Source organism: Aeribacillus sp. FSL W8-0870, from assembly GCF_037963755.1.
Lineage (GTDB): Bacteria > Bacillota > Bacilli > Bacillales > Aeribacillaceae > Aeribacillus > Aeribacillus composti.
Genome location: NZ_CP150165.1, coordinates 70,666 through 92,500, shown reverse-complemented (window position 1 = coordinate 92,500; position 21,835 = coordinate 70,666). Strand labels below are relative to the sequence as shown.

Sequence of the window (21,835 nt, the reverse complement as noted above, 5' to 3'; positions counted from 1 at the left end):
TCATTCTTGCAAATTTGTTCTTGGATCTTGTTTGGAAAATTCAACGGCACCATTATCAAAACGGAAAGAATATGCCACTGAAAATCATTGATTCAAGTACACTCCCGTTGAATTTGACCCATTATAAATGGGCAAAATTCCGTAAAACAAAAGCTGGTGTAAAGCTACACTTACGGCTCGTTTTCATGGATAAAGACACCGTCTATCCTGAAAAAGCAGTGATTACGACAGCAAAAGAACATGACCGAAATCAACTCGAAGTCCTAGTGGATGATCAAGAAGCCATGTATGTGTTTGACCGCGGTTATGTGGACTATGAACGTTTTGATCGGATGACAGATGATGGCTATTTCTTCGTTTCAAGACTGAAGAAAAACGCAGTCATTCGTGAAGTCTATACATTTTCACTTCCTGATGATTGTCACGTTCTATCCGATAAAATGGTCTACATTGGTACCACACAAAATCGTACTGAAAATGTCTTTCGTCTACTAGAAGTTATGGACACAAAAGGGAACTTACTTCGTTTCATCACCAACCGATTTGATTTAAAACCAGAAGAGATAAGTGATATTTACCGATCTCGCTGGGCTATTGAACTCTTTTTCAAATGGCTCAAGCAACACGTAGAAATTAAGCACTTTTATGGAATGAGTGAAACAGCTATTCAAAATCAAATTTTCTTAGCCCTGATCACGTATTGCTTACATGTTCTCATTCAATTGGAGATGAAAAGTAAGAAATCCCTACTTCGAATTACTCGTTGGTTAAAGAGAGCTCTGTGGAAACCAGCTTATGTTTGGTTGCGAAAATTTGATGGGCGAGCCAGTCCATAATCTCCCTTTTGTCGTTGTCGCTCTGGTTTAACTGTATATATTTACCAAATGGGCAGTGCCACCTTTCTTTAGGTTTTGTCTTTTTGGCACAAATTCACAAAAATTAATTAACAGAAAATTCTAACTATATTTATGCAATGCTAATGATAAAAAAATTATTCCATTTCCAGCAGGGAGACAAAAGGGAGACAGCCGTCTCCCTTTTGAAAATCATCATTTGTTTCTCATCTGCGGGAATAAAAGAACATCGCGAATAGACGGAGAATTGGTTAAAAGCATGACTAATCTGTCAATGCCAATGCCAAGCCCACCTGTTGGAGGCATGCCATATTCAAGAGCTTCAATGAAATCTTCGTCCATCATATGCGCCTCGTCATTTCCCTGCTCTCTTTCTTTTAATTGAGCTTCAAAGCGTTCACGTTGATCAATAGGATCGTTTAATTCCGTAAAGGCATTTGCATGCTCGCGGCCGACAATAAACAATTCAAAGCGATCTGTGAATCTTGGATCCGCTTCATTCTTTTTGGCGAGCGGAGAAATTTCAACAGGGTGACCGTAAATAAATGTCGGCTGAATTAGTTTATCCTCGACTTTTTGCTCGAAGAACTCATTGACAATATGGCCGTATTGCATATTTTCGTTAATTTCTACTCCGTGTTCTTCAGCTAATGCCCGCGCTTCTTCGGTAGATGTAACATTCCAAAAATCAACATTTGTATATTCTTTAATCGCATCTACCATGTGAAGTCTCTTCCATTTTGGTTTCAAGTCCACTTTATATTCATCGTATTGGATTGTCGTTGTACCTAATACTTCTTGTGCAATATGAGCAATCATGTTTTCTGTCAATTCCATAATATCATGGAAATCTGCATATGCCTCGTACAGTTCGAGCATGGTAAACTCGGGATTATGTCTTGTTGAAACGCCTTCGTTGCGGAAAACGCGGCCGATTTCATAAACTTTTTCTAAACCGCCGACAATCAGCCTTTTCAAATGAAGCTCAATAGCAATTCTCATGTACAAAGGCATATCCAAAGCATTATGATGAGTGATAAACGGACGTGCTGCCGCTCCTCCAGCAATGGAGTGCATCATTGGTGTTTCCACTTCCAAATACCCGTGACTGTCTAAATAACGGCGCATGGATTGGATGATTTTGCTTCTTGTTATAAATGTGTTTTTGCTGTCAGGGTTCATAATAAGATCTAAATAACGCTGGCGGTAGCGCTGTTCAATATCTTTAAGGCCATGGTATTTATCAGGAAGAGGGCGCAAAGCTTTCGTGAGCAGCACAAATTCCGTTGCTTTTACCGAGAGCTCGCCTACTTTTGTTTTAAAAACCGTTCCCTTCACGCCAATAAGATCACCTAAGTCAGCCATATCAAAAATTTCATACTGATCCTCGCCGACGCTGTCCTTCCGAACATAAATTTGAATTTGGCCCGACAAATCTTGGATATGGGCGAAACCTGCTTTCCCTTTTCCACGTTTTGTCATAATTCTGCCAGCTATAGAAACAAAAATATTTTTTTCCTCAAGTTCTTCCTTTGTAAACTCGCCGTACTGCTCTTTTAGTTCAATCGCCTGATGCGAGCGTTCAAATTTTTTTCCGAAAGGGTCGATTCCTTTATCTTTTAATGCATGAAGCTTTTCCCTGCGAACCTGCAATTGATCATTCAACTCTTCTTGGTTATGCAAACCTTCTTTGCTCATACGTATCCACTCCAATAATCTTAAAATTTAACATAGAAAACTGCCAGATTACTGGCAGCCGTCAAAGTATAAGAGAAAGCAGATTGTCTTTATGCGGATTGACGCTCTTTCTCTTCCACTTCACTTGCAAAACGTTCAAGAAGGGAGACCAGTTCTTCTTTTGTTTCACAGTTATTAATAGCATTTCTCACTTTTGCATTGCCTCGAATACCTTTTAAATACCAAGCGGCATGTTTACGCATCTCTCTAACAGCGATGTGCTCACCTTTTAAATTGATTAAACGTTCTAAATGCAGTTTGCATACATCAATCTTTTCCCGAACTGTCGGCTCTTCAATTAATTCTCCCGTTTCTAAATATTTAACAGTGCGATAGATCATCCATGGGTTGCCTAATGCAGCACGGCCGATCATAACCCCGTCTGCACCCGTCTCGTCCAGCATTCTCTTTGCATCTTGAGGGGTTTTGACATCCCCGTTGCCAATCACTGGAATATTCACAGCCTGCTTAACTTCTCTAATAATGTCCCAGTTGGCTTCTCCCTCATACATTTGAACACGGGTTCGTCCATGCAATGCAACAGCCTTGCCCCCTGCCCGCTCAACGGCTTGGGCATTTTCCACCGCATAAATATGTTCTTCATCCCAACCCATGCGCATTTTGACAGTTACCGGTTTTTTCACTGCATCCACAACAGCGGCAACCATGTCATAAATTTTATTGGGATCAAGAAGCCATTTTGCTCCGGCATCACATTTCGTAATTTTCGGTACAGGACAGCCCATGTTAATATCGATGATATCTGCTGTTGTATTGTTATCGACAAATTTTGCCGCTTCCACTAATGTTTCTTTTTCACCGCCAAAAATTTGCAAGCTTAATGGTTTTTCCCGTTCATCAATATAGAGCATGTCCATTGTTTTCGCATTTTTATATAAAATGGCTTTATCGCTGACCATTTCAGCACAAACTAAACCCGCTCCAAATTCTTTGACCGTCAGCCGAAAAGCCGAATTGCATACGCCGGCCATCGGAGCAAGCACAACACGGTTTTTCAATTGAATATCTCCTATTTTAAACAATTTCACCTGCCTCCTTTATTTTTCAGTATCCTCAGGCATCAGCTCGTTCACGCTTACATTCAGCTTAGCAGCAATAATCTCTACTAATTCCTTGCTGGGAAGTCTGTTGCCCCTTTCAACTTCACCAAGAACCGATACAGAAACGCCTAAGTCTTTTGCAAGGCTTTCTTGTGTATAGCCTTTTAGCTTTCTAAAAGCGCGAATCCTTCTTCCCCATTTTTCTGCTTCCATATTCGCACTCCTTTTTTATCTTTTAATTGATCTATTAAAACCAGTAAAGAACGATGCTGATTAGGCCATTGTACATCTCGATCAATTTCAAACAAAGGAATCAATACGAAAGATCGTTCAAACATTCTCGGATGAGGTATGGTAAGCTGTTCTGTTTCAATATTTTCGTTATTATATAATAAAATGTCAAGGTCTATCGTTCTAGGCCCCCATTTAACTTCCCTTGATCTTCCTAAATCATATTCGATTTTTTGCGTAAATGCCAGCAGCTCAAACGGCGTGAAATTCGTCGCGATTTTAATGACCATGTTCAAAAACAACTCTTGGTCAATATAACCAACCGGATCGGTTTCATAAATAGAAGACATCTTGATAACCTCAACATCTGGATGCCTGTTCAATTGATTGATGCTTTCTTCCAAATAATATTCCCGATCGCCGATATTCGATCCTAAAGAAATATATGCATAGTTTTTCATGTTCTTCCCCTTTTGATTTCTACTGCTACAGACTTGTAATGACCCGGGATTGGCGGATCCGGCTTTACCACTTTTACTGTGCAATACAAAACAGTCGAAAACTCTTTTAACAGTTCAGATGCTAAATTTTCTGCAACGGCTTCAATAAGCTTATAGGGCTTGCCTTCCACAATTTCCTTGCAAACCGTGTACACTTTCGCATAATTCACTGTATCATCTAGTTCATCCGTTTTTCCTGCTTGCTTTAGATCCGTCTCTAAAATAACATCAACTCGAAATCGCTGTCCAAGTTTATTCTCTTCAGGATAAACGCCATGATAGCCCCAAAACTCCATTCCCGTTACATAGATCTTATCAATCGTGATCGCGCCCCTTTCCGAGCATCGCATCCATCATTTTCACCATCCGCGCAATCGGTTTAACGTCATGAACCCGAACGAATTGACAGCCCTTTTGCACTCCTAAGCATACGGTAGCCGCTGTGCCTTCCATACGCTCCTCTACCGGTAGATCGAGAACTCGTCCGATAAATCTTTTTCTCGACGTACCCAGCAAAACAGGGAAACCAAGGTTTGTAAATTCCTCCAGATGACGCATGACGTAGAGATTATCTTCAAAAGTTTTGGCAAAACCGATTCCTGGATCAAGGATGATTTGTTCGTCCCGAACGCCTGCTTTTTTGGCGATCTCGACACTTTCCATTAAATCGGAAATCATGTCTTTAATCAGATCGTTATACCCTTCTTTTTCTCGATTGTGCATTAGAATGATTGGGACGTTATATTCTGCTGCCACGCGAGCGATGTCCGGCTCCTTTTTCGCCCCCCAAACATCATTGATGATGGTTGCTCCAGCTTCCACCGCTTTTTTTGCCACATTCGCTTTGTACGTATCAATGGAAATAGGAACATGAATTTCTTTTGATAATTTTTCAATGACTGGAAGAACTCTGGCCAGCTCCTCCTCTTCTGAAACGGGTTCATGGCCCGGACGGGTTGATTCACCCCCGACATCAATGATATCGGCGCCATTTTCCACCATTTCTTTTGCATGCTTTAAAGCTTTCTCGATATCATTAAATTTTCCGCCGTCCGAAAAAGAATCAGGCGTAACGTTTAATATTCCCATTACTTGGGTTTTATCTTCGTAGTGTAATTGATACGGTCCGCACTGTAATATTTTTTCTTTCTCTATTACACCCATTGTTCATCACCCACTTCGAATTCAGATCTTGTCAAAATATGCTGCCGCACCTTCTTATAAATGGTGATTAATCGATTGGTCAAAATTCCCTGTTCACCTGCAAATGCAGTCTGACCAATATGTGTAATTGGGACAATCTCCTGCAAGGAATTTGTGATAAAAGCTTCTTGTGCAGATAACAGATGATCCAATGGATACAATCCTTCTTCATAAGGGATGCGATGTTTTTCAAGGATGGTTAACACGAACTGTCTAGTAATTCCGTTTAATATTCCTGTGCTGACAGCCGGTGTATAGACGGTGTTGTTTTTTACCCAAAAAATGTTGGAAACAATCCCTTCTGCGACATATCCTGAATGTGTTAAAAATATACCTTCCGTTTTCGGATTATCTCCAATTTCTCTCTTTGCCAGCACATTATTTAAAAAATGGTGCGATTTTATGCGAAATGATCCTTCCGGCGTGTTTCGCCGAACCGAAAGAATGACCCCCTGTTTTGTCAATCTTTCCGGCAAATTTAACTCTTTTATAAAAAAGATTAACACCGGATTTTTATAAGGAGCCGCCGACAACCCCAGCTCCTCTGCACCCGCTGAAACATTTATCCGGATATATGCATTATTTAAATGATTTAATTCAAGCAGTCTTTTAATAATTTGTTCTGCTTCCGAGTAAGAAAGAGAAAAATCTATGCCAAGCTCGCGAACCGCTGCATTTAAGCGATCGATATGATCATACAGTAAAAATGGATGACCGTTATAAGTCCTTAATGTTTCAAAAGCGCCGATTCCGTATAAAAATCCATGATCGAACGGAGAAATATGCAGCTCATCCTGCTTTTTATATTCACCATTTACATATAAGTACACTTTTATACACTCTTTTCTTCCGTACGATAATAGGAAAGGAAATGCTTTAACATCAGTTTTCCATGTTCAGTCATAATTGATTCCGGATGAAACTGCACGCCTTCAACCGGCAAAGATTTATGGCGGATTCCCATAATCTCTCCGTCATTCGTCCATGCTGAAATTTCAAAGCAATCCGGAAGCGTTTCTTTTTTGACAATTAAAGAGTGGTACCTTGTAGCGGTGAACGGGTTGTCTAAGCCGTCGAAAATAGTTTTTCCGTCATGATAAATTTGCGATGTTTTCCCGTGCATTAATTTGTCTGCGCGAACAACATCCCCACCGAACACTTGAGCTATTGATTGATGACCTAAGCATACGCCAAAAATCGGAATTTTCCCTGCGAAATACTTAATTGCCTCCATGCTGATCCCCGCCTCATTCGGCGTACACGGACCGGGAGAAATCATCAAATAGGCTGGATTGAGCTGTTCAATTTCCTCAATCGTAATTTCATCATTTCGTCTGACAACAAGCTCTTCGCCGAGCTCACCAAGGTATTGGACTAAATTGTACGTAAAAGAATCATAGTTATCAATCATTAAAATCATCTCTTCTCACCTCTAACTAACTTATTCTCATCTTCGCTCAAATCTTTTGCTTTCCATAACGCTTTTGCTTTTTTCAAACACTCTTTATATTCATATTCTGCAACAGAATCAATGACGATTCCAGCACCTGCTTGCACATAACCCCAACCGTTTTTAGCCAGTAGCGTCCGTATTACAATATTAAATTCTAAATCTCCATTAAAGCCGAGCCAGCCGATCGAACCAGTATATAACCCTCTTCTAGTCGGCTCCAGCTCTTCAATTATTTCCATTGTTCGAACCTTCGGCGCTCCCGTGATTGTGCCGCCCGGAAATACAGCACGCATAATGTCGTAAAATCCTTTTCCTTCTTGCAGCTCGCCGCGAACATTTGACACGATATGAATGACATGTGAATATTTCTCAATAGCCATCAGTTCGTTAACTTCAACACTGCCATATTTACATACCCGCCCTAGATCATTTCGTTCTAAATCTACAAGCATGATATGTTCTGCACGTTCTTTTTCATTGGTGATTAATTCCTCAGAAAGCTGGCGGTCTTCTTCATCGCTTCTTCCTCTTGATCTCGTTCCAGCAATCGGACGGGTATTCAGTACATTTCCCCTCTTTTTTATGAGCAGCTCTGGAGATCCGCTGGCAATTTGAAACTCAGGAGTATGAATATAGGCCATATATGGGGATGGGTTAATTTTCCGTAATGCTTTATAAATTTCAAACGGATGCGTCGAAAGCGGTTTTGCTTGTCTGACGGATAAGTTGACTTGAAATACATCACCGCTTGCAATATAATCCTTTACTCTTTCAACAGCTTTTTTAAACGGCTGTTCCATAAACATTATCGGCTCATGGCTGAGATCAGCTGAATTCGTATAGCTGAAAATCGTTTCCTCACTTTGCTTACACCATAAAGCTTTCATTTCTTCCAGCCGCTTTTGTGCAGCATCTTTTTCCCCATGTTTATGATACGTTATCAGCCAAAGTGTTTTTTCAGTATGATCAAAAACGGCGATATCTTGAAAAACGATAAAATAAATGTCGGGCACGTGTAAATCGTCCACAGCTATATTGGGTAATTTTTCGAAATAACGAACTGCATCATAGCTAATAAAGCCGATAGCGCCTCCTTGAAAGTCGGGAAGGGAAGGATCGCTTTCACATTTAAACTGTTTCATCCATCCTTCAAAGAGCAAGAGCGGATTTCCTTCCTTTACTTCTTTTTTGTTTTCGCTATAGATCGTAATTGCCCCGTTTTTTCCTTGTATGACGGCAAAAGGGTTTAAACCAGCTATGCTGTAGCGGCCGCCTCTTCCGCTTTCGAGAAGAGCGTAATGTTGTTGTTGTTTTGCCAGCGTTTCAAAGCGATTGAAAAATCGTTCTTTTTCAAAAGGTATTTGGACTGCCAGCAGTTTTCTCACAGATTCCATCGTTCACTCTCCTTCACCCATAAACTTATTTTACAACAAGAAGGAGAGCTTGGCATCAACAGTATTATTTTTCCCCTTCACATAAAATCCAAAAGGCTGCCGACAAATTTCGTCGACAGCCTTTAAACTATTATTCATTCTATTATTCTTCGTCAAACTTATATAATGGAGTACTTAAATATCTTTCTCCATTACTTGGGATGACTGCTAGTACCTTTTTGCCTTTTCCTAGCTCTTTCGCCACTTTCAATGCAGAGAAAATGGCCGCACCTGAAGAAATTCCGCCTAATACTCCTTCTTCTCTCGCAGCTTTTCTAGCGGTTTCAAAAGCTTGCTCAGTTGTAACAGTAATGACTTCATCATAAATCTCTGTATTTAAAATATCCGGAACAAATCCTGCTCCAATACCTTGAATTTTATGCGGACCTGGTTTTCCGCCCGATAATACAGGTGAATCAGCCGGCTCAACAGCATAAATTTTTATGTTCGGATATTTTTCTCTTAATACTTGACCAGCACCAGTAATCGTACCTCCAGTACCGATTCCGGCGACAAATGCATCCAATTGATCGCCCATTTGCTCAACGATTTCCGGGCCAGTTGTTAAACGGTGAATTTCTACATTTGCACGGTTTTTAAATTGCTGCGGCATGAAATAGCCGTGTTTTTCCGCAAGCTCTTCTGCTTTTTTAATAGCCCCTTTCATGCCTTCTGGACCAGGAGTTAAAACAAGCTCTGCTCCATATGCACGCAATAAATTACGGCGCTCTAAACTCATTGTTTCTGGCATAACTAAAATAGCATGTAAACCTTTTGCAGCTGCCACCATTGCTAAACCGATCCCTGTGTTTCCGCTTGTCGGTTCGATAATTGTGTCTCCAGGTTTTAGTTTGCCTTCTTTTTCTGCCGCTTCAATCATTGCTAATGCAATACGGTCCTTTACACTTGATCCAGGGTTAAAAAATTCAAGCTTTAAATAAACGTCTGCACTGTCCTCTTCTACAATTTTTCCTAATTTTACAACAGGAGTCTTTCCAATTAGATCTAATATAGAGTTTGCAACAACTGCCATCTTATACACCTCTATTTCCGAGTAATTATATTGGTTTTATTGAAAATAATATACCAATAAATTTATGAATTGTCAATCTTTTTCTTCATTTTTCATAAAACCATGTTACGCCGATGTCATCCCACAACTGCTTTGCTGATACATTTCCTTCCATCTGTTCCAAAGCGATTTGCCTGCGAATCTGATCCTTTACTTCGTCAAACTCCAGCTGTTCTCCTTTTATTTTCTCATGCAAAAATATAATCGCATATCCTCTTTCCAGCGGTATTGGGTCCGACCACTCATTGACCTTCATTGTTTTAGCTTGTTCAATATATTCCGGCGGTACATCGCTGGAACCTTCGGAAACATAACCGAGGTCTCCACCTTCCTTCGCCGTCAACTGATCCTTGGACCGTTCAGCTGCAATCCCTTCAAAGCTTGATCCGCCTTTTAATTCATTTATAATTTGTTGGACTTCTTTTTTTGAATCAACCACGATATGGGAAAGATGATACGTGTCATTCATAATATATTGATGTTTATTTTCTTCATAAAATTTCTTCAATTCATTCTCATTAATGTTGACATCTTTCGTTAAAAGCTCTTCTAATAAAATACTATAGCGAATTTGTTTTCTCAGTTCTTTGTCGTTAAGCACGCTATCGCCGTATGATTGAGACGATATTTTATACATTTGTATTTCACGTTCAACTGTTTTTTCATCTACATCAATATGATTCTTTTTTGCAAGCTCGTCCACAACTTGAATATTGATCATTTCCTCAAGTGTTGTTTTCCCAAATCGTTTTTCCAGTTCATTTAACCATTCCTGCCTCGTAATGCGGCTATCGCCGATTTTGGCAACAATTTCATCATTTTTCTCTTTTTGCGCTTCTCTTGTATAAGCACTTACCAAAAAGGCAATCGTCACGCAGTTTGTTAATACAAGACTGCAAATTATGACCAAAAGCGCTTTTTTACTCATTCCTCCAGCTCCCTGCCATAATCTATTTTCTAGATGCCGCTTCTTTTAATTCCTGCAACTCTTCTTTTGAAAACACATATACCTCATTACAGAAATGGCATTGAGCTTCAGCTTTTTCATCCTCATCGATGATTTGTTGAATTTCCTCTTCTCCCAGGCTAATAATGGCATTTGCAAACCTATCTTTAGAACAGCTGCAGTGGAAGCTGACAGGCATGCAATCGATCACTTTCATATTCCCTTCGCCTAGGACACCTTCCAATATTTCTTCAGGAGTCAGCCCTTTTTGAATTTGCTTAGAGATCGGCTCTATTGTTTGTAACCGCGTCTCAATTTCCGTAATGATTGATTCTTCAGTTCCCGGCATAAGCTGAATAATAAATCCGCCAGCAGCCAGAACAGAGTTATCAGGATTGACTAAAACTCCCACTCCTACTGAAGACGGGACTTGCTCTGACGTCACTAAATAATAGGCAAAATCTTCTCCCAGCTCCCCGGAAATAATAGGGACTTTACCGGAAAAATGCTCCCTTAATCCTAAATCCTTAACAATCGACAATGTACCGTTTTTCCCGACTGCGCGGGCTACATCCAGTTTTCCATGTTTATTTAATTCAAAATGGGTCTTAGGATTGGATACATAACCTCTCACTTGACCTTTTGAATTACTGTCAATAACAATGGCTCCTATTGGACCGCCGCCTTCTATTTTTATCGTCAGCTTCTCATCACCTTTCAGCATCGAACTCATCATCACGCCGGCTGTCATTGCTCTTCCAAGAGCAGCGGTAGCAGTCGGCCATGTTTGGTGGCGGCGTTGAGCTTCACTCACTGTATCAGTCGTCTTCACTGCATATGCACGCACTCCTCCGTCATAGGCCAAAGATTTGACTAAATAATCGTTCATTTGTTTCCTACTCCCTTCCGAGATTTCGTTCGTAAATTAACCGCAAGCCTGTTAATGTTAACAATGGATCAACGATTTCGATCATGTCAGATTCATTGGCGATTAACCCAGCTAGACCGCCTGTTGCAATAACTTTCGGTTCTTTTTTAGCTTGCGCTTTCATCCTTCTGACAATTCCTTCTACTTGGCCAACATAGCCGAATAAAATTCCTGATTGCATGGCGGCTACTGTATTTTTCCCAATAATATGATCGGGTTTGGCGATTTCGATTCTAGGAAGCTTCGCGGCTTTTGAGTATAAAGCTTCGGTGGAAATGTTAATCCCTGGTGCAATGGCACCGCCTTCATATTGTCCTTTTTCATTAATGTAGCAATAAGTTGTTGCTGTGCCGAAATCAACAATAATAAGCGGACAGCCATATAAATGAACACCGGCAACTGCATTGACGATCCTGTCCGCCCCAACTTCACGCGGATTATCATACTTTATATTAAGGCCTGTTTTAATTCCTGGGCCGACAATAAGCGGATCTACATGAAAATATTTCTCGCACATTTTTTCCATGGCATACATAATCGGTGGAACGACAGAAGAAATAATGATTCCCGTTATGTCCGAAAATTTTAATCCTACGTATTCAAACAATGATTTAAACATCATTCCGTATTCATCTTCGGTTTTATGTCGATTGGTTTCAATTCGCCAATGGTAAAGCAATTGTTCTTTTTCGTATACTCCAATCACGGTGTTTGTATTCCCAACATCTAAAGCTAAAATCATGTCCATCACCTTTTCCCTTCGTTCAAACATTCCCTCATCATCATATCACATATTGATCGCAGTAGGCTGCTATCGGGCACGAAGGCAATAGAAAACCGCCAACTTTGTATAGTTGACGGCTTTATTACTTATTCTTCTTTAAGCTCCGGTTTGATAGAGGGAGCCTCATCTTTCTTTGTCTGAATATTGACTTTTACAGCTTCATCTTTTTGGTTGTTCTCTTCTTTTTTCACATTTTCTGAAGCTGCTTTTTGTTCAGACTTATCAGGCAATGAACCGTGTTCCACCAGATGTTTAATTTGTTCTGCATCAAGTGTTTCCACTTCTAATAACGTTTTTGCAATTAGTTCAAGTTTATCGCGATTTTCTGTCAAAATTCGTTTTGCTTTTTCATAACATTCTTTAATGATGCGCTGAATTTCTAAGTCAATTTCATAAGCAATCGCATCACTATAATTTTGCTCACTTTGGATGTCACGCCCTAAAAAGACCTGGCCTTGAGAGCTTCCAAATTGCAATGGACCCAATTTTTCTGACATTCCAAATTCTGTAACCATTCTGCGCGCAATATTTGTCGCACGCTGGAAGTCGTTGTGGGCACCGGTGCTAACTTCACCGAAAACAATTTCTTCCGCAACCCGACCGCCAAGCAATCCTGTTATTTTGTCAAGGAGCTCAGGTTTTGTCATGAAATAGCGGTCTTCTTTTGGCAGCATGACAGCATATCCTCCAGCTTGACCCCGAGGAACAATCGTTACTTTATGCACCATTTCCGCCTCATCTAAAACGAGACCGATAACGGTATGTCCGCCTTCATGATAGGCAACAATACGGCGCTCCTTTTCCGAAATAACCCTGCTTTTTTTCGCAGGTCCTGCAATTACACGATCGGTTGCCTCATCTATATCCGCCATATCGATTTTCTTTTTATTTTGGCGAGCAGCAACGAGAGCAGCCTCATTCAATAGGTTTTCCAAGTCAGCTCCAGAAAAGCCCGGCGTTCTCATCGCAATGTTCCGCAAATTCACCGATTCATCCAACGGTTTATTGCGTGCATGTACTTTGAGCACTGCTTCGCGCCCCTTCACATCCGGACGATCAACCGTAATTTGACGGTCAAATCGACCAGGGCGGAGAAGGGCTGGGTCTAAAATATCCGGACGGTTTGTCGCCGCAATAATAATGATTCCTTCGTTGGAGCTAAATCCATCCATCTCAACGAGAAGCTGATTTAACGTTTGTTCACGTTCATCGTGACCGCCGCCTAATCCCGCTCCTCTTTGGCGTCCAACAGCATCAATTTCATCAATAAAAATGATACATGGGGCATTTTTCTTAGCCGTCTCAAACAAATCCCGAACACGAGAAGCACCTACACCGACAAACATCTCAACAAAATCAGATCCGCTTATGGAGAAAAACGGCACACCTGCTTCTCCAGCCACCGCGCGGGCCAGCAATGTTTTACCAGTTCCCGGAGGGCCTACTAAAAGGACTCCTTTCGGTATGCGCGCTCCAAGTTCAGAAAACTTGCGGGGATCCTTTAAAAATTCAACAACTTCCACTAGTTCAGCCTTTTCCTCATCGGCTCCTGCAACATCTTTAAATTTTACTTTTTTCTTGTCGTCGTTATACAGCTTTGCCTTGCTCTTCCCGAAGTTCATAACTCGGCTTCCGCCGCCTTGAGCCTGATTGAGCACAAAGAAGAACAAAATAAAGATTATAATAAATGGGATGAGGGATGTGAAAAATTGCACCCATCCGTTTGTATCATCTGCTGGGGACCATTTAACTTCCGTTTGATTTTTTGAAGCAGCCGTATTGATGAGGTTTAATGCGTCATCGCCTGATAAATAGGTGATAAAGTATTGATTTTCTTCATATCCCTTCAGCTGTCCTCTGACTTCATATACTCCTCTTACTGGTTTTAACGTTATATTTTCAACATCTCCGTTTTCCAAATTGGAGATGAAGGTACTATATGTCATTTGTTCAGTTTTTTGGTTACCGCCCTGAAAAAAATTCACAACGCCGATAACCACTAAAAAAATCAGCAAATAAAATATGGTGTTTCGGAAAATCCGATTCATTCCTTACCTCCTCCCACAATGAAACAAACTATATTCAATAGTATCATAGAAAATCATCCCAGCACAACTGATACGCTATCCTTTCAACGATCATTATTTATTTTGATAAACTTCAGGCTTTAATATCCCTATAAACGGAAGATTGCGGTATTTTTCCGCATAGTCCAGACCATAACCGACAACGAACGCATCCGGAACTTCAAAACATACATAATCTGCCTCAATATTTGCCTTTCGCCCACTCGGTTTGTCCAAAAGGGTTACAATTTTAACGGATGCTGCTTTCCGATACCGGAAAAGATCGACTAAATAGCTTAATGTCAATCCGCTATCGATTATATCTTCAATGATTAAAAGATCCCGGCCTTCGACGGAAGTGTCTAAATCCTTAATTATTTTCACCTCACCCGATGAAACGGTTTTGTTTCCATAACTGGAAACGTCCATAAAATCAATTTCCAAATATGTATTAATATGCTTTATTAAATCCGCCATAAACGGCATAGCGCCTTTTAAAACCCCGATAGCGAGGGGAAACTTATTTTTATATTCCTCCGTTAATATCGCCCCTAATTCTTTCACTTTTTCTTTGATTTCTTCTTCTGAAATTAAGACTTTTTCAATATCCTCGATCATTTTCTTTCCTCCTGATGAGATCACTGCTCTTTATATTGTAATACAATATAAGATTCATTGGTAATGCTAATTTCCTCTAAATTTGATTTTTTTACAAGCGGAATCCATATGATTTGGCCGTTGCCATTTTCAACGATTGGGAGAAGGTTGCGCTCTTCCCTCGGTATTTTTTTATCAATAAAAATATCTTTTACCTTTTTCGTGCCGTTCATGCCTTTAATTGTCATTTTGTCTCCTTTTTTTCTGCTCCGAATAATTAAAGGCGGAACGTACCATTTTTTTGGAAGATAGAAAACGTCATCACCTTTATACGAAGGAATCCCAAAAAAGGTTTCAGTAAAAAATATTTTCCCGTTCGGCAAATGTAATTTTCCCGGTACCGGTACCGTGTAGCAGAAAGATTCACTATTTGGCGATTGAAACGTAAAGGTGCATTCATCATAAGATTTTATGACTTTGAGCCCCATAGGCAAATGAAGCATCCCCGAAGGGTGCGCTTTCATCAAAAATTCGTTTACATTTTCAATATGAACAGCCGAGAAGGAGCCGCTTTTTATCAGATCATTCAATATTTGATAAACCGCTCTCCTTTTGATCGGATCAGGAAGCTTTTTATATTCTTGTTTATGAATAGTAACGGAAGAATTCGTTTTTCTTATCACTACTTTATTTAATTTTTCCTTCGTTAATTCCTCCAAAAATCGCTCATCATCCAAAAAGACCTCACTGAAATATTGAAAATGTTCATGCAGCCTTTTGTTCTCCTTTTTCAAAAACGGCAAAACATATTTGCGAAACCTGTTCCGTGTATACGTATCTTTTTCATTGCTTGGATCAAATCGGGGCGCCAGCTGAAATTCTTCACAATACTTTAAAATTTCATCCTTTGTTGCGGCTAAAAAGGGGCGTATGATTCTCCCTCTGCCGAAAGGCCGTATGACAGGAATTCCCGCTAGTCCCTTCCCTATTGTTCCGCGAACAAGATTCATTAAAATCGTTTCAATTTGGTCATCTCCATGATGAGCTAGAGCCAAAGCATCCGCCTGAAGCTGATCCATCAACTCTAAGAAAAATTGGTAGCGGCATTCTCTAGCAGCCTGCTGGGCATTCAACCGGTGTTTCTCAGCATAACGGGCCGCATTGATTTGCTTAGCGTAACAAGGTATGTTTAATTCCCGGCAAAAATTGATGACAAATTCCATCTCTTTTTGTGATTCTATGCCTCGGAACATATGATCAACATGTGCTGCTATAACAGTGATGCCATATTGATCTTTAAATGTATTTAAAAAATGTAGAAGTGCCAGTGAATCCGGGCCGCCGGACACACCTACTATGACCGTACTATTTTTTTGGAGCAATTGATGTTTTTCAATAAACGCACATACATTTTGAATCAAAGACCGTCACATCCAATATTTCTCTAGTTATCTTTATCCTATCATTATTTGCCTGCCTTCTGCAAAGACAAAGCCTTTTGCATTTTACTGTTATTTTCCTAAAAGGGAAGCAGTTCAGATCGGACATTTTTTGAAATAGTCGGGGCACTCGCGGAAGCATGAGAAGGGGGAAAAGCACTGCCGCTTTAAACAAGCAGCAGCCATTTACAGAAGGGTCGCAAAAATATATAAAGAATATAGAAATGCCAGGCAAACCATGATCACCAATGTTTCGATCAGCCCTTTGCTTTTCTTTTTCTTTCTTTTTCGATTGTTAGCTGTCCTTTTCGTTTTAGATTGTGCTTGTACATTTCTCTTTCTTTGCAAATTAGCGTTTGAAACATGATGCAAAAGATCCTGCTTCATTTCCAAAGCGGATGAATAGGAGCCAAATAAAGCTTTCGTCAACACTTGTTTTCTTTCGTTTAAAAAAGGATGGGAGTTAATGATTTGCATCAATTGCTCCTTACTGTTTCCTTTTTTTGAAAAGCGTTTTTGAAAAACAGCATTGATAATAATCATACCGACTGCAAAAAGATCATATTTCGGTTCAGCTTTTCTCGTCCCCAATTCCCAGTATCCCCTGTCAAAAAACTCTGTAAATTCTTTAATGGATCTTCCGTTTATCGTTGTGCCACCTACATCAATACAGCGAATTTTGGGAGGAGGTCCTGTAACAATTAGATTGTCAGGCTTTAAATCTCCAAAAACCCAGCCTGACTGATGAAGCTCCTCCAAATTGGACAAAAGCTGCAAGATTAGCACGTCAATCCAAATCGCACCATTATTTTTAATAAACTGGATAAAATGTTCACCTTTAACATACTCCATAACATAAAACGGAAGCATCTTTCCGCTAGCTGTGTTAAACCAATCGTCCACATCGATCAAAGAAGGCCCAAGGCACGAACCTTGGACCTTGGCCAGTCTCTTTAACACGTTTACTTCTGAAGTGATTCCCATGCTATTTTCACTTATTTTTAATGCTGCATACCCTTTACTGGATTCAATAAGGTAAACCGACCCTGTTGCTCCGCACCCCAGCATTTTTAATATCCGATACGTGTTTCCATGCCATTTTCCTTTAATAATGGTACCGGGAAGAACTTTACATGCTTTGTTCATCGAGGTATTCATCATCGAGCATTCCCCTCAATGAGCGTTTTTGTTTAAAATGTTGTATAGCTCCTTTTATCGCCGGACCAGTTGGTGTCAATCCTTCTGTCGTTAATTTCGGAAAAATGGTTGATAAAGAATCCAGTTTCGGAGTCCAATCCAATAAAATTTCTGTTTCTGATCTTTTCCCAGGAAATATAAACAGCGAATATTGATTATTGCCTATTCTTGAATTTAGGCTAATGGATAAATCAAAAAGCGCTTCTTTTACCGTTGGAAGCTTTGGCCCCATGCTTGCACTCGTATCTACGAGAATTAAAATTTCTAAATTGACCGTTTCACCAAGCTCTTCCACAACCTCCATAACTTCACCACGCTGTTCAGGCGGCAGCTCTTCAATAGAAGTTGATTTTCCTAAAATATGCTTTAATTCACGATTAACAACTCCCTGCAATGTTTGTGTCATCGCTTTTCTAGTGACCATCTGTACTGTTTGTGAAAGCTGATGGGCATAAACTACCTGGCTCACTCCTCCCCCTGCCTCAGCAATTCCTTCTATTTCCTGCATTGCATCTTGATCTATCACATTCTCTTCTAAAATCCCAATTACGTTGACAGTAATCCCATGCTCCTTAGCTAAAGCCGCCATAGCAATTGGATCTTCACCATGATTTGAGCATCCGTCAGTTAACAACAAAATTTGTTTTAATGTCCCTTTTCTCATTTTTCCTCCTCCTGGTCAATGATTTATTACCATCCTCACCAGAAGGAAAACGTTTTATACTAAGCATGGCAGAAAATCAGCTTATCTTTTTCGATTTATAAAAATTTGAAACAGGGATCGCCGCCCATTTCGGTGTATTATGATTAATTCGAGCCACCACAACCGTCATATCGTCATCGATTGCCCCCGATCTGGAGCGGATCACCTCCTCCATAATTAAATCGGCTATTTCTTGTGGATCATCAGTCTCTATTTCTTTTATTTTTCTTTTCATCCATAAATCATAATTTTCTACATGCCTTGGTCCCTCAAATATTCCGTCACTCATCATAATTAATAAATCTCCTGCTTTTAGCTGTTCGTCTACAATGTCCACCTCAAAATCATCGATAATGCCGATCGGCAAATTACTAGACTCGATTTTGATAATTTTATTTCCTCGTTTAATAAAACTCGGAGTAGATCCGATTTTCATAAATTTGCAATTGGCGCTTTGTAAATCAATGATAGACAAATCTAATGTTGCATAAATTTCATCTGTCGTTCTCAGCGACAATATAGAGTTGATGGTTTTGATAGCAATTTTTTCATCAATGCCTGATTGAAGAATTTTTTCCAACAATTTAATCGTTTCATTGCTTTCAAAATGAGCCCTTTCCCCGTTCCCCATTCCATCGCTAATGGCTATGGCAAATTTTCCGACGCCCAATTCAATCATGGAATGGCTGTCGCCTGAAACAAGACCTCCTCCTTTTGCAGCATGAGCAACACCCGTTTCTACTTTGTATGCTTTTGCAGAACCGAACACAACGTGGCAAAATCCATTTGGATAACCTGCACATTCTTCATTTTTCACGATGATCATTTCGTTTAATATATCGGAAAGCATCGGAGCAATAATTTTTTCACATTCTCCATGGCCGCCGCAATACGGAATGCTCATTTCTATATCGACGTTCCCTTTTTCAAGGCTGTATATATCAATATGGCCAATTTCTAAACCGAAGTTTTGAAGAGCATAGAAAATTTGCTCTTCCTGCAGAAAATGATGTTCCCGTTCCTTTTTCATTTCCCGAGAAAAGTCGGACATTACTTGAGCAACTCCTAGCAGCTGTTCAGCTACCAATCTTCTGCTTTCTTGCACTTGCTTTTTTAATTTCCGATTCGCTTCTAAAAAGTGCATTTCCTGCTCAATCGTCCCGACCACTAGATTAGCTTTCGAACAATGCCTGTGAAGCTTTTTCTGCAATCTGCGATTATTTGCATACGTCTTTTCTTTCGTTTCATTCATCACTTGCTTCATTAATTGATATGTCTGGTCAAAATTGTTGACCCAGCATTTCTCCTTCTTAAAACAAGTTTGGCATGTCTGTCCGGTGATCTTGCTTAAAAATAAATCCGTTTCTCTTTCAATATCCTCTCCATCCTCCGGGTAAAAAGTCGAAAAGCTCTCAGATAATGCCCGAAAAACGTTAGAAAATTGATCAACCCGCCGAGCAGTTATATCACGTATATTTCGAACATACTTTTGCTGCTCCAAAACATGCTCGTTTGTTCCAGGAATATGCTTTGCCAACTGTTCTGTAAAGCTTTTCGGGGTCAGTAAAAACAGCAAAACCGCGGCGCCCGATTCCCATAAGGTTGTCCAAACATCAGCCGATCCTTCTCCATATAGCGTGATTAAAAGTGAGCCAATGATCAGGCCAACTGACGCTCCTGCTTTTTGTCCTTCCTTTAGCAGACCTCCCAATAAACCTGAAAATGCAAGTAGGCTCATATGATACAAATTGGAAACATTCGCCAGGCTAAGCACCAAACCTGTTACAGCACCAACTGTACATCCGATGCCTGCACCTCCGGTAAAAGCGAGCAATAGGACAATATATCGTGAAAGAACGTGTTCTGCCTGTATATTTTGGTAACTGATTCCAACTAAGCCCGTCATGACGGACGCAAGCAAAATCATCAAGCAGATAATCTCTTCGACTCGTAAAGTTTGTTTATATTTCCGCACTGAAAGAAGCGGGATGCTCTGCAAAAAAATCAACGTCAGGATGATCGACAGACCTGCCTCAACCCCTGTCATTAAAAGATCGTACGTGCTGATAAATCCTGCAGTTAACTTTGAATATAAAAGGCGGCTGGCAGCAAGTCCCGAAAAAATCGTAAAAGGCAATATTTTTATTTCATCTGTTTTAATGAAAAAACTAGTCATTTTATGAAGCAAAAGAAATATACATATAGAAGAAAGCACTAACAAACATAATTCCAATGAGATGGTGAATGCCCCTGCAATTAGTGATAGTGCAGCAAGCAATGCCTTGTCCCTTTTTAAAAGCCATACAGCTCCAAAAAAAGGAAGGGCGAACGGAATAATTTCAGATAAAATAAAAGCTCTCCCCAGCAAAAACCCGACCAATACATAAACAAACCCTTTGTGAAACAGAAAAGAATGCAAATGCAGCCCCGCTCTTTTCCAAGATCTCCATAGAAGTGATTGTGTTCTTTCCAATTGGACATTGGCAAAAGGTATCAGAAATCTTCTCTCAACTTTTTCCATTATAGCGACACTCCTCCTACTACCGTAATTGATAGTCATTATACAAGCTTTTCATAAAGGAATTTGTCAAAAGGAGGAAATTGTTTATAAGAATATTTCGACGATTTCTGTTATAGACGACAAATCTTTTAAAAGGGACAGAGCAGCCCATTGAGACATTGAGTCGCGTCATTTCAAAGAGATGATTGTAACACCGTGTTGGTCCGTTTTAAAAGCGAAAGCCGAAAAACATGAGTCGGAACTTGTTGAAATCGGTGAAAAATTAAATTTATCTATCCTATATAAATACAAAATTTTAAACTTTTCCATAAAAAAAGACTCTTTCTTTTAAAGAAAGAGCCTCTTCTCATGACCCGTACGGGATTCGAACCCGTGTTACCGCCGTGAAAGGGCGGTGTCTTAACCACTTGACCAACGGGCCAATATTCAATTGGTAGCGGCGGAGGGAATCGAACCCCCGACCTCACGGGTATGAACCGTACGCTCTAGCCAGCTGAGCTACGCCGCCAAATCAACTGCATCTTTATGTTCATGTAAAATACGCACATGTTCTATAATACATATGAACATGAGAGCCGTCAACAATAAAATAAAAAAATAATTTTCGGACAATTTAAATACACCACCTGAATCTTCAGGTGGCGGTCTGCGATCATCTATAACATTAACAGCAGCAAGTTACCCCCTTCTTGCTCCTCTCCCTCCTCGTCTTGATTCAGTGTGACGCCGAAGTGAAGCAAGACGGTCCTCGCTCTCTTTTAAAAAGCGGCTCATTTTTTGCTCAAAACTTTCTTTGGAACGATGATCATGTTTTTTTGGACGATCTTTTGCCTTTTTGATGGACAATCCGATTTTTCCGTCTTCTTCTACATTAATAACCTTGACTTCAACCTCATCGCCGACTTTTAAATGATCATGAATGTCTTTCACGTAATTGTCAGCAACTTCACTAATATGAACAAGTCCTGTTGAGCCTCCTGGCAGCTCCACAAATGCTCCAAAATTCGTAATGCCAGTTACTTTACCTTGTAACTTGCTGCCAACTTCAATTGACATAAAAAAAATGCTCCTCCTTAAATCATAAAAAAATTAAAAATAATTTATTTAATT

The 21,835-nt window shown here is 40.0% G+C and carries 21 protein-coding genes and 2 tRNA genes (1 of these 23 cut by a window edge); 1 reads left to right on the top strand and 22 read right to left on the bottom strand.

Going from position 1 to position 21,835, the window contains the following annotated elements; genetic code table 11:
* Window positions 1-836: the 3' portion of an IS4 family transposase gene (locus NSU02_RS00455; protein WP_339193778.1), read on the top strand. The gene continues 280 nt to the left of window position 1, outside the view; the window shows 836 of its 1,116 coding nt (coding positions 281-1,116); its start codon lies beyond the left edge, outside the window; the stop codon is at window positions 834-836.
* Window positions 837-1,049: 213 nt separating this feature from the next.
* Here NSU02_RS00455 and lysS read toward each other — a convergent pair whose 3' ends face one another.
* From lysS to NSU02_RS00345, 22 genes are all read right to left on the bottom strand, one after another.
* A complete protein-coding gene (lysS, locus tag NSU02_RS00450; protein WP_339193776.1) occupies window positions 1,050-2,552 on the bottom strand; it encodes a lysine--tRNA ligase in 1,503 nt (500 codons plus the stop codon).
* Window positions 2,553-2,641: 89 nt separating this feature from the next.
* Window positions 2,642-3,634, bottom strand: a complete 993-nt coding sequence (gene dusB / locus NSU02_RS00445; RefSeq protein WP_063387552.1) for a tRNA dihydrouridine synthase DusB — start codon at window positions 3,632-3,634, stop codon at window positions 2,642-2,644.
* Window positions 3,635-3,649: 15 nt separating this feature from the next.
* Window positions 3,650-3,865 (bottom strand): helix-turn-helix transcriptional regulator, encoded by a 216-nt coding sequence (locus NSU02_RS00440; protein ID WP_063387553.1) that lies wholly within the window; start codon window positions 3,863-3,865, stop codon window positions 3,650-3,652.
* Complete coding sequence (gene folK, locus NSU02_RS00435; protein ID WP_339193773.1) at window positions 3,817-4,344, bottom strand: 2-amino-4-hydroxy-6-hydroxymethyldihydropteridine diphosphokinase; 528 nt, start codon at window positions 4,342-4,344, stop codon at window positions 3,817-3,819. Before folK ends, NSU02_RS00440 begins: the two co-directional genes overlap by 49 nt.
* On the bottom strand, window positions 4,341-4,703 hold the full coding sequence (folB, locus tag NSU02_RS00430; protein WP_063387603.1) for a dihydroneopterin aldolase: 363 nt from the start codon (window positions 4,701-4,703) through the stop codon (window positions 4,341-4,343). The genes folK and folB overlap by 4 nt, the downstream gene beginning before the upstream one ends.
* Window positions 4,699-5,547, bottom strand: coding sequence for a dihydropteroate synthase (gene folP / locus NSU02_RS00425; RefSeq protein WP_063387555.1), 849 nt, complete (start codon window positions 5,545-5,547; stop codon window positions 4,699-4,701). The genes folB and folP overlap by 5 nt, the downstream gene beginning before the upstream one ends.
* On the bottom strand, window positions 5,538-6,416 hold the full coding sequence (gene pabC, locus NSU02_RS00420) for an aminodeoxychorismate lyase (RefSeq protein WP_339193771.1): 879 nt from the start codon (window positions 6,414-6,416) through the stop codon (window positions 5,538-5,540). Before pabC ends, folP begins: the two co-directional genes overlap by 10 nt.
* A gap of 2 nt (window positions 6,417-6,418) precedes the next feature.
* Window positions 6,419-7,006 (bottom strand): aminodeoxychorismate/anthranilate synthase component II, encoded by a 588-nt coding sequence (gene pabA, locus NSU02_RS00415; protein WP_066247253.1) that lies wholly within the window; start codon window positions 7,004-7,006, stop codon window positions 6,419-6,421.
* Entirely contained in the window at window positions 7,003-8,433 is a 1,431-nt protein-coding gene (gene pabB / locus NSU02_RS00410) for an aminodeoxychorismate synthase component I (RefSeq protein WP_339193769.1), read from the bottom strand. The genes pabA and pabB overlap by 4 nt, the downstream gene beginning before the upstream one ends.
* Before the next feature lie 142 nt (window positions 8,434-8,575).
* Entirely contained in the window at window positions 8,576-9,505 is a 930-nt protein-coding gene (gene cysK / locus NSU02_RS00405; protein ID WP_066247248.1) for a cysteine synthase A, read from the bottom strand.
* An 85-nt stretch (window positions 9,506-9,590) separates the two neighbouring features.
* Window positions 9,591-10,472 carry a peptidyl-prolyl cis-trans isomerase gene (locus NSU02_RS00400; protein WP_339193766.1) on the bottom strand — a complete coding sequence of 294 codons (882 nt, stop codon included), beginning with the start codon at window positions 10,470-10,472 and terminating at the stop codon, window positions 9,591-9,593.
* Between the two features lie 22 nt (window positions 10,473-10,494).
* On the bottom strand, window positions 10,495-11,379 hold the full coding sequence (hslO, locus tag NSU02_RS00395; RefSeq protein ID WP_339193764.1) for an Hsp33 family molecular chaperone HslO: 885 nt from the start codon (window positions 11,377-11,379) through the stop codon (window positions 10,495-10,497).
* A gap of 7 nt (window positions 11,380-11,386) precedes the next feature.
* Window positions 11,387-12,160: a type III pantothenate kinase gene (locus NSU02_RS00390; protein WP_063387562.1), complete on the bottom strand. Its 774-nt coding sequence runs from the start codon at window positions 12,158-12,160 to the stop codon at window positions 11,387-11,389.
* Window positions 12,161-12,288: 128 nt separating this feature from the next.
* Window positions 12,289-14,250: an ATP-dependent zinc metalloprotease FtsH gene (gene ftsH, locus NSU02_RS00385; RefSeq protein WP_066247240.1), complete on the bottom strand. Its 1,962-nt coding sequence runs from the start codon at window positions 14,248-14,250 to the stop codon at window positions 12,289-12,291.
* Window positions 14,251-14,343: 93 nt separating this feature from the next.
* Complete coding sequence (gene hpt / locus NSU02_RS00380) at window positions 14,344-14,886, bottom strand: hypoxanthine phosphoribosyltransferase (protein WP_066247237.1); 543 nt, start codon at window positions 14,884-14,886, stop codon at window positions 14,344-14,346.
* Between the two features lie 20 nt (window positions 14,887-14,906).
* A complete protein-coding gene (tilS, locus tag NSU02_RS00375; protein WP_133309093.1) occupies window positions 14,907-16,283 on the bottom strand; it encodes a tRNA lysidine(34) synthetase TilS in 1,377 nt (458 codons plus the stop codon).
* A gap of 207 nt (window positions 16,284-16,490) precedes the next feature.
* On the bottom strand, window positions 16,491-17,465 hold the full coding sequence (locus NSU02_RS00370; protein WP_066247232.1) for a serine/threonine protein kinase: 975 nt from the start codon (window positions 17,463-17,465) through the stop codon (window positions 16,491-16,493).
* A complete protein-coding gene (locus NSU02_RS00365; protein ID WP_066247229.1) occupies window positions 17,434-18,165 on the bottom strand; it encodes a VWA domain-containing protein in 732 nt (243 codons plus the stop codon). Before NSU02_RS00365 ends, NSU02_RS00370 begins: the two co-directional genes overlap by 32 nt.
* A 76-nt stretch (window positions 18,166-18,241) precedes the next feature.
* On the bottom strand, window positions 18,242-20,725 hold the full coding sequence (gene spoIIE / locus NSU02_RS00360; RefSeq protein WP_094244844.1) for a stage II sporulation protein E: 2,484 nt from the start codon (window positions 20,723-20,725) through the stop codon (window positions 18,242-18,244).
* A 349-nt stretch (window positions 20,726-21,074) separates the two neighbouring features.
* Window positions 21,075-21,146: transfer RNA gene (locus NSU02_RS00355), tRNA-Glu, on the bottom strand.
* Between the two features lie 10 nt (window positions 21,147-21,156).
* Window positions 21,157-21,233 (bottom strand) — tRNA-Met (locus NSU02_RS00350).
* Between the two features lie 170 nt (window positions 21,234-21,403).
* Window positions 21,404-21,781, bottom strand: a complete 378-nt coding sequence (locus NSU02_RS00345) for a S1 domain-containing RNA-binding protein (RefSeq protein ID WP_063387569.1) — start codon at window positions 21,779-21,781, stop codon at window positions 21,404-21,406.
* Window positions 21,782-21,835 lie beyond the last annotated feature (54 nt).

Coding starts and splice junctions, on each gene's coding strand:
- lysS (WP_339193776.1), bottom strand. CDS start 2,552: ATGAGCAAAGAAGGTTTGCATAACCAAGAAGAGTTGAATGATCAATTG.
- NSU02_RS00440 (WP_063387553.1), bottom strand. CDS start 3,865: ATGGAAGCAGAAAAATGGGGAAGAAGGATTCGCGCTTTTAGAAAGCTA.
- folK (WP_339193773.1), bottom strand. CDS start 4,344: ATGAAAAACTATGCATATATTTCTTTAGGATCGAATATCGGCGATCGG.
- folP (WP_063387555.1), bottom strand. CDS start 5,547: ATGGGTGTAATAGAGAAAGAAAAAATATTACAGTGCGGACCGTATCAA.
- pabA (WP_066247253.1), bottom strand. CDS start 7,006: ATGATTTTAATGATTGATAACTATGATTCTTTTACGTACAATTTAGTC.
- pabB (WP_339193769.1), bottom strand. CDS start 8,433: ATGGAATCTGTGAGAAAACTGCTGGCAGTCCAAATACCTTTTGAAAAA.
- cysK (WP_066247248.1), bottom strand. CDS start 9,505: ATGGCAGTTGTTGCAAACTCTATATTAGATCTAATTGGAAAGACTCCT.
- NSU02_RS00400 (WP_339193766.1), bottom strand. CDS start 10,472: ATGAGTAAAAAAGCGCTTTTGGTCATAATTTGCAGTCTTGTATTAACA.
- hslO (WP_339193764.1), bottom strand. CDS start 11,379: ATGAACGATTATTTAGTCAAATCTTTGGCCTATGACGGAGGAGTGCGT.
- NSU02_RS00390 (WP_063387562.1), bottom strand. CDS start 12,160: ATGATTTTAGCTTTAGATGTTGGGAATACAAACACCGTGATTGGAGTA.
- ftsH (WP_066247240.1), bottom strand. CDS start 14,250: ATGAATCGGATTTTCCGAAACACCATATTTTATTTGCTGATTTTTTTA.
- hpt (WP_066247237.1), bottom strand. CDS start 14,886: ATGATCGAGGATATTGAAAAAGTCTTAATTTCAGAAGAAGAAATCAAA.
- NSU02_RS00370 (WP_066247232.1), bottom strand. CDS start 17,465: ATGATGAATACCTCGATGAACAAAGCATGTAAAGTTCTTCCCGGTACC.
- NSU02_RS00365 (WP_066247229.1), bottom strand. CDS start 18,165: ATGAGAAAAGGGACATTAAAACAAATTTTGTTGTTAACTGACGGATGC.
- spoIIE (WP_094244844.1), bottom strand. CDS start 20,725: ATGGAAAAAGTTGAGAGAAGATTTCTGATACCTTTTGCCAATGTCCAA.
- NSU02_RS00345 (WP_063387569.1), bottom strand. CDS start 21,781: ATGTCAATTGAAGTTGGCAGCAAGTTACAAGGTAAAGTAACTGGCATT.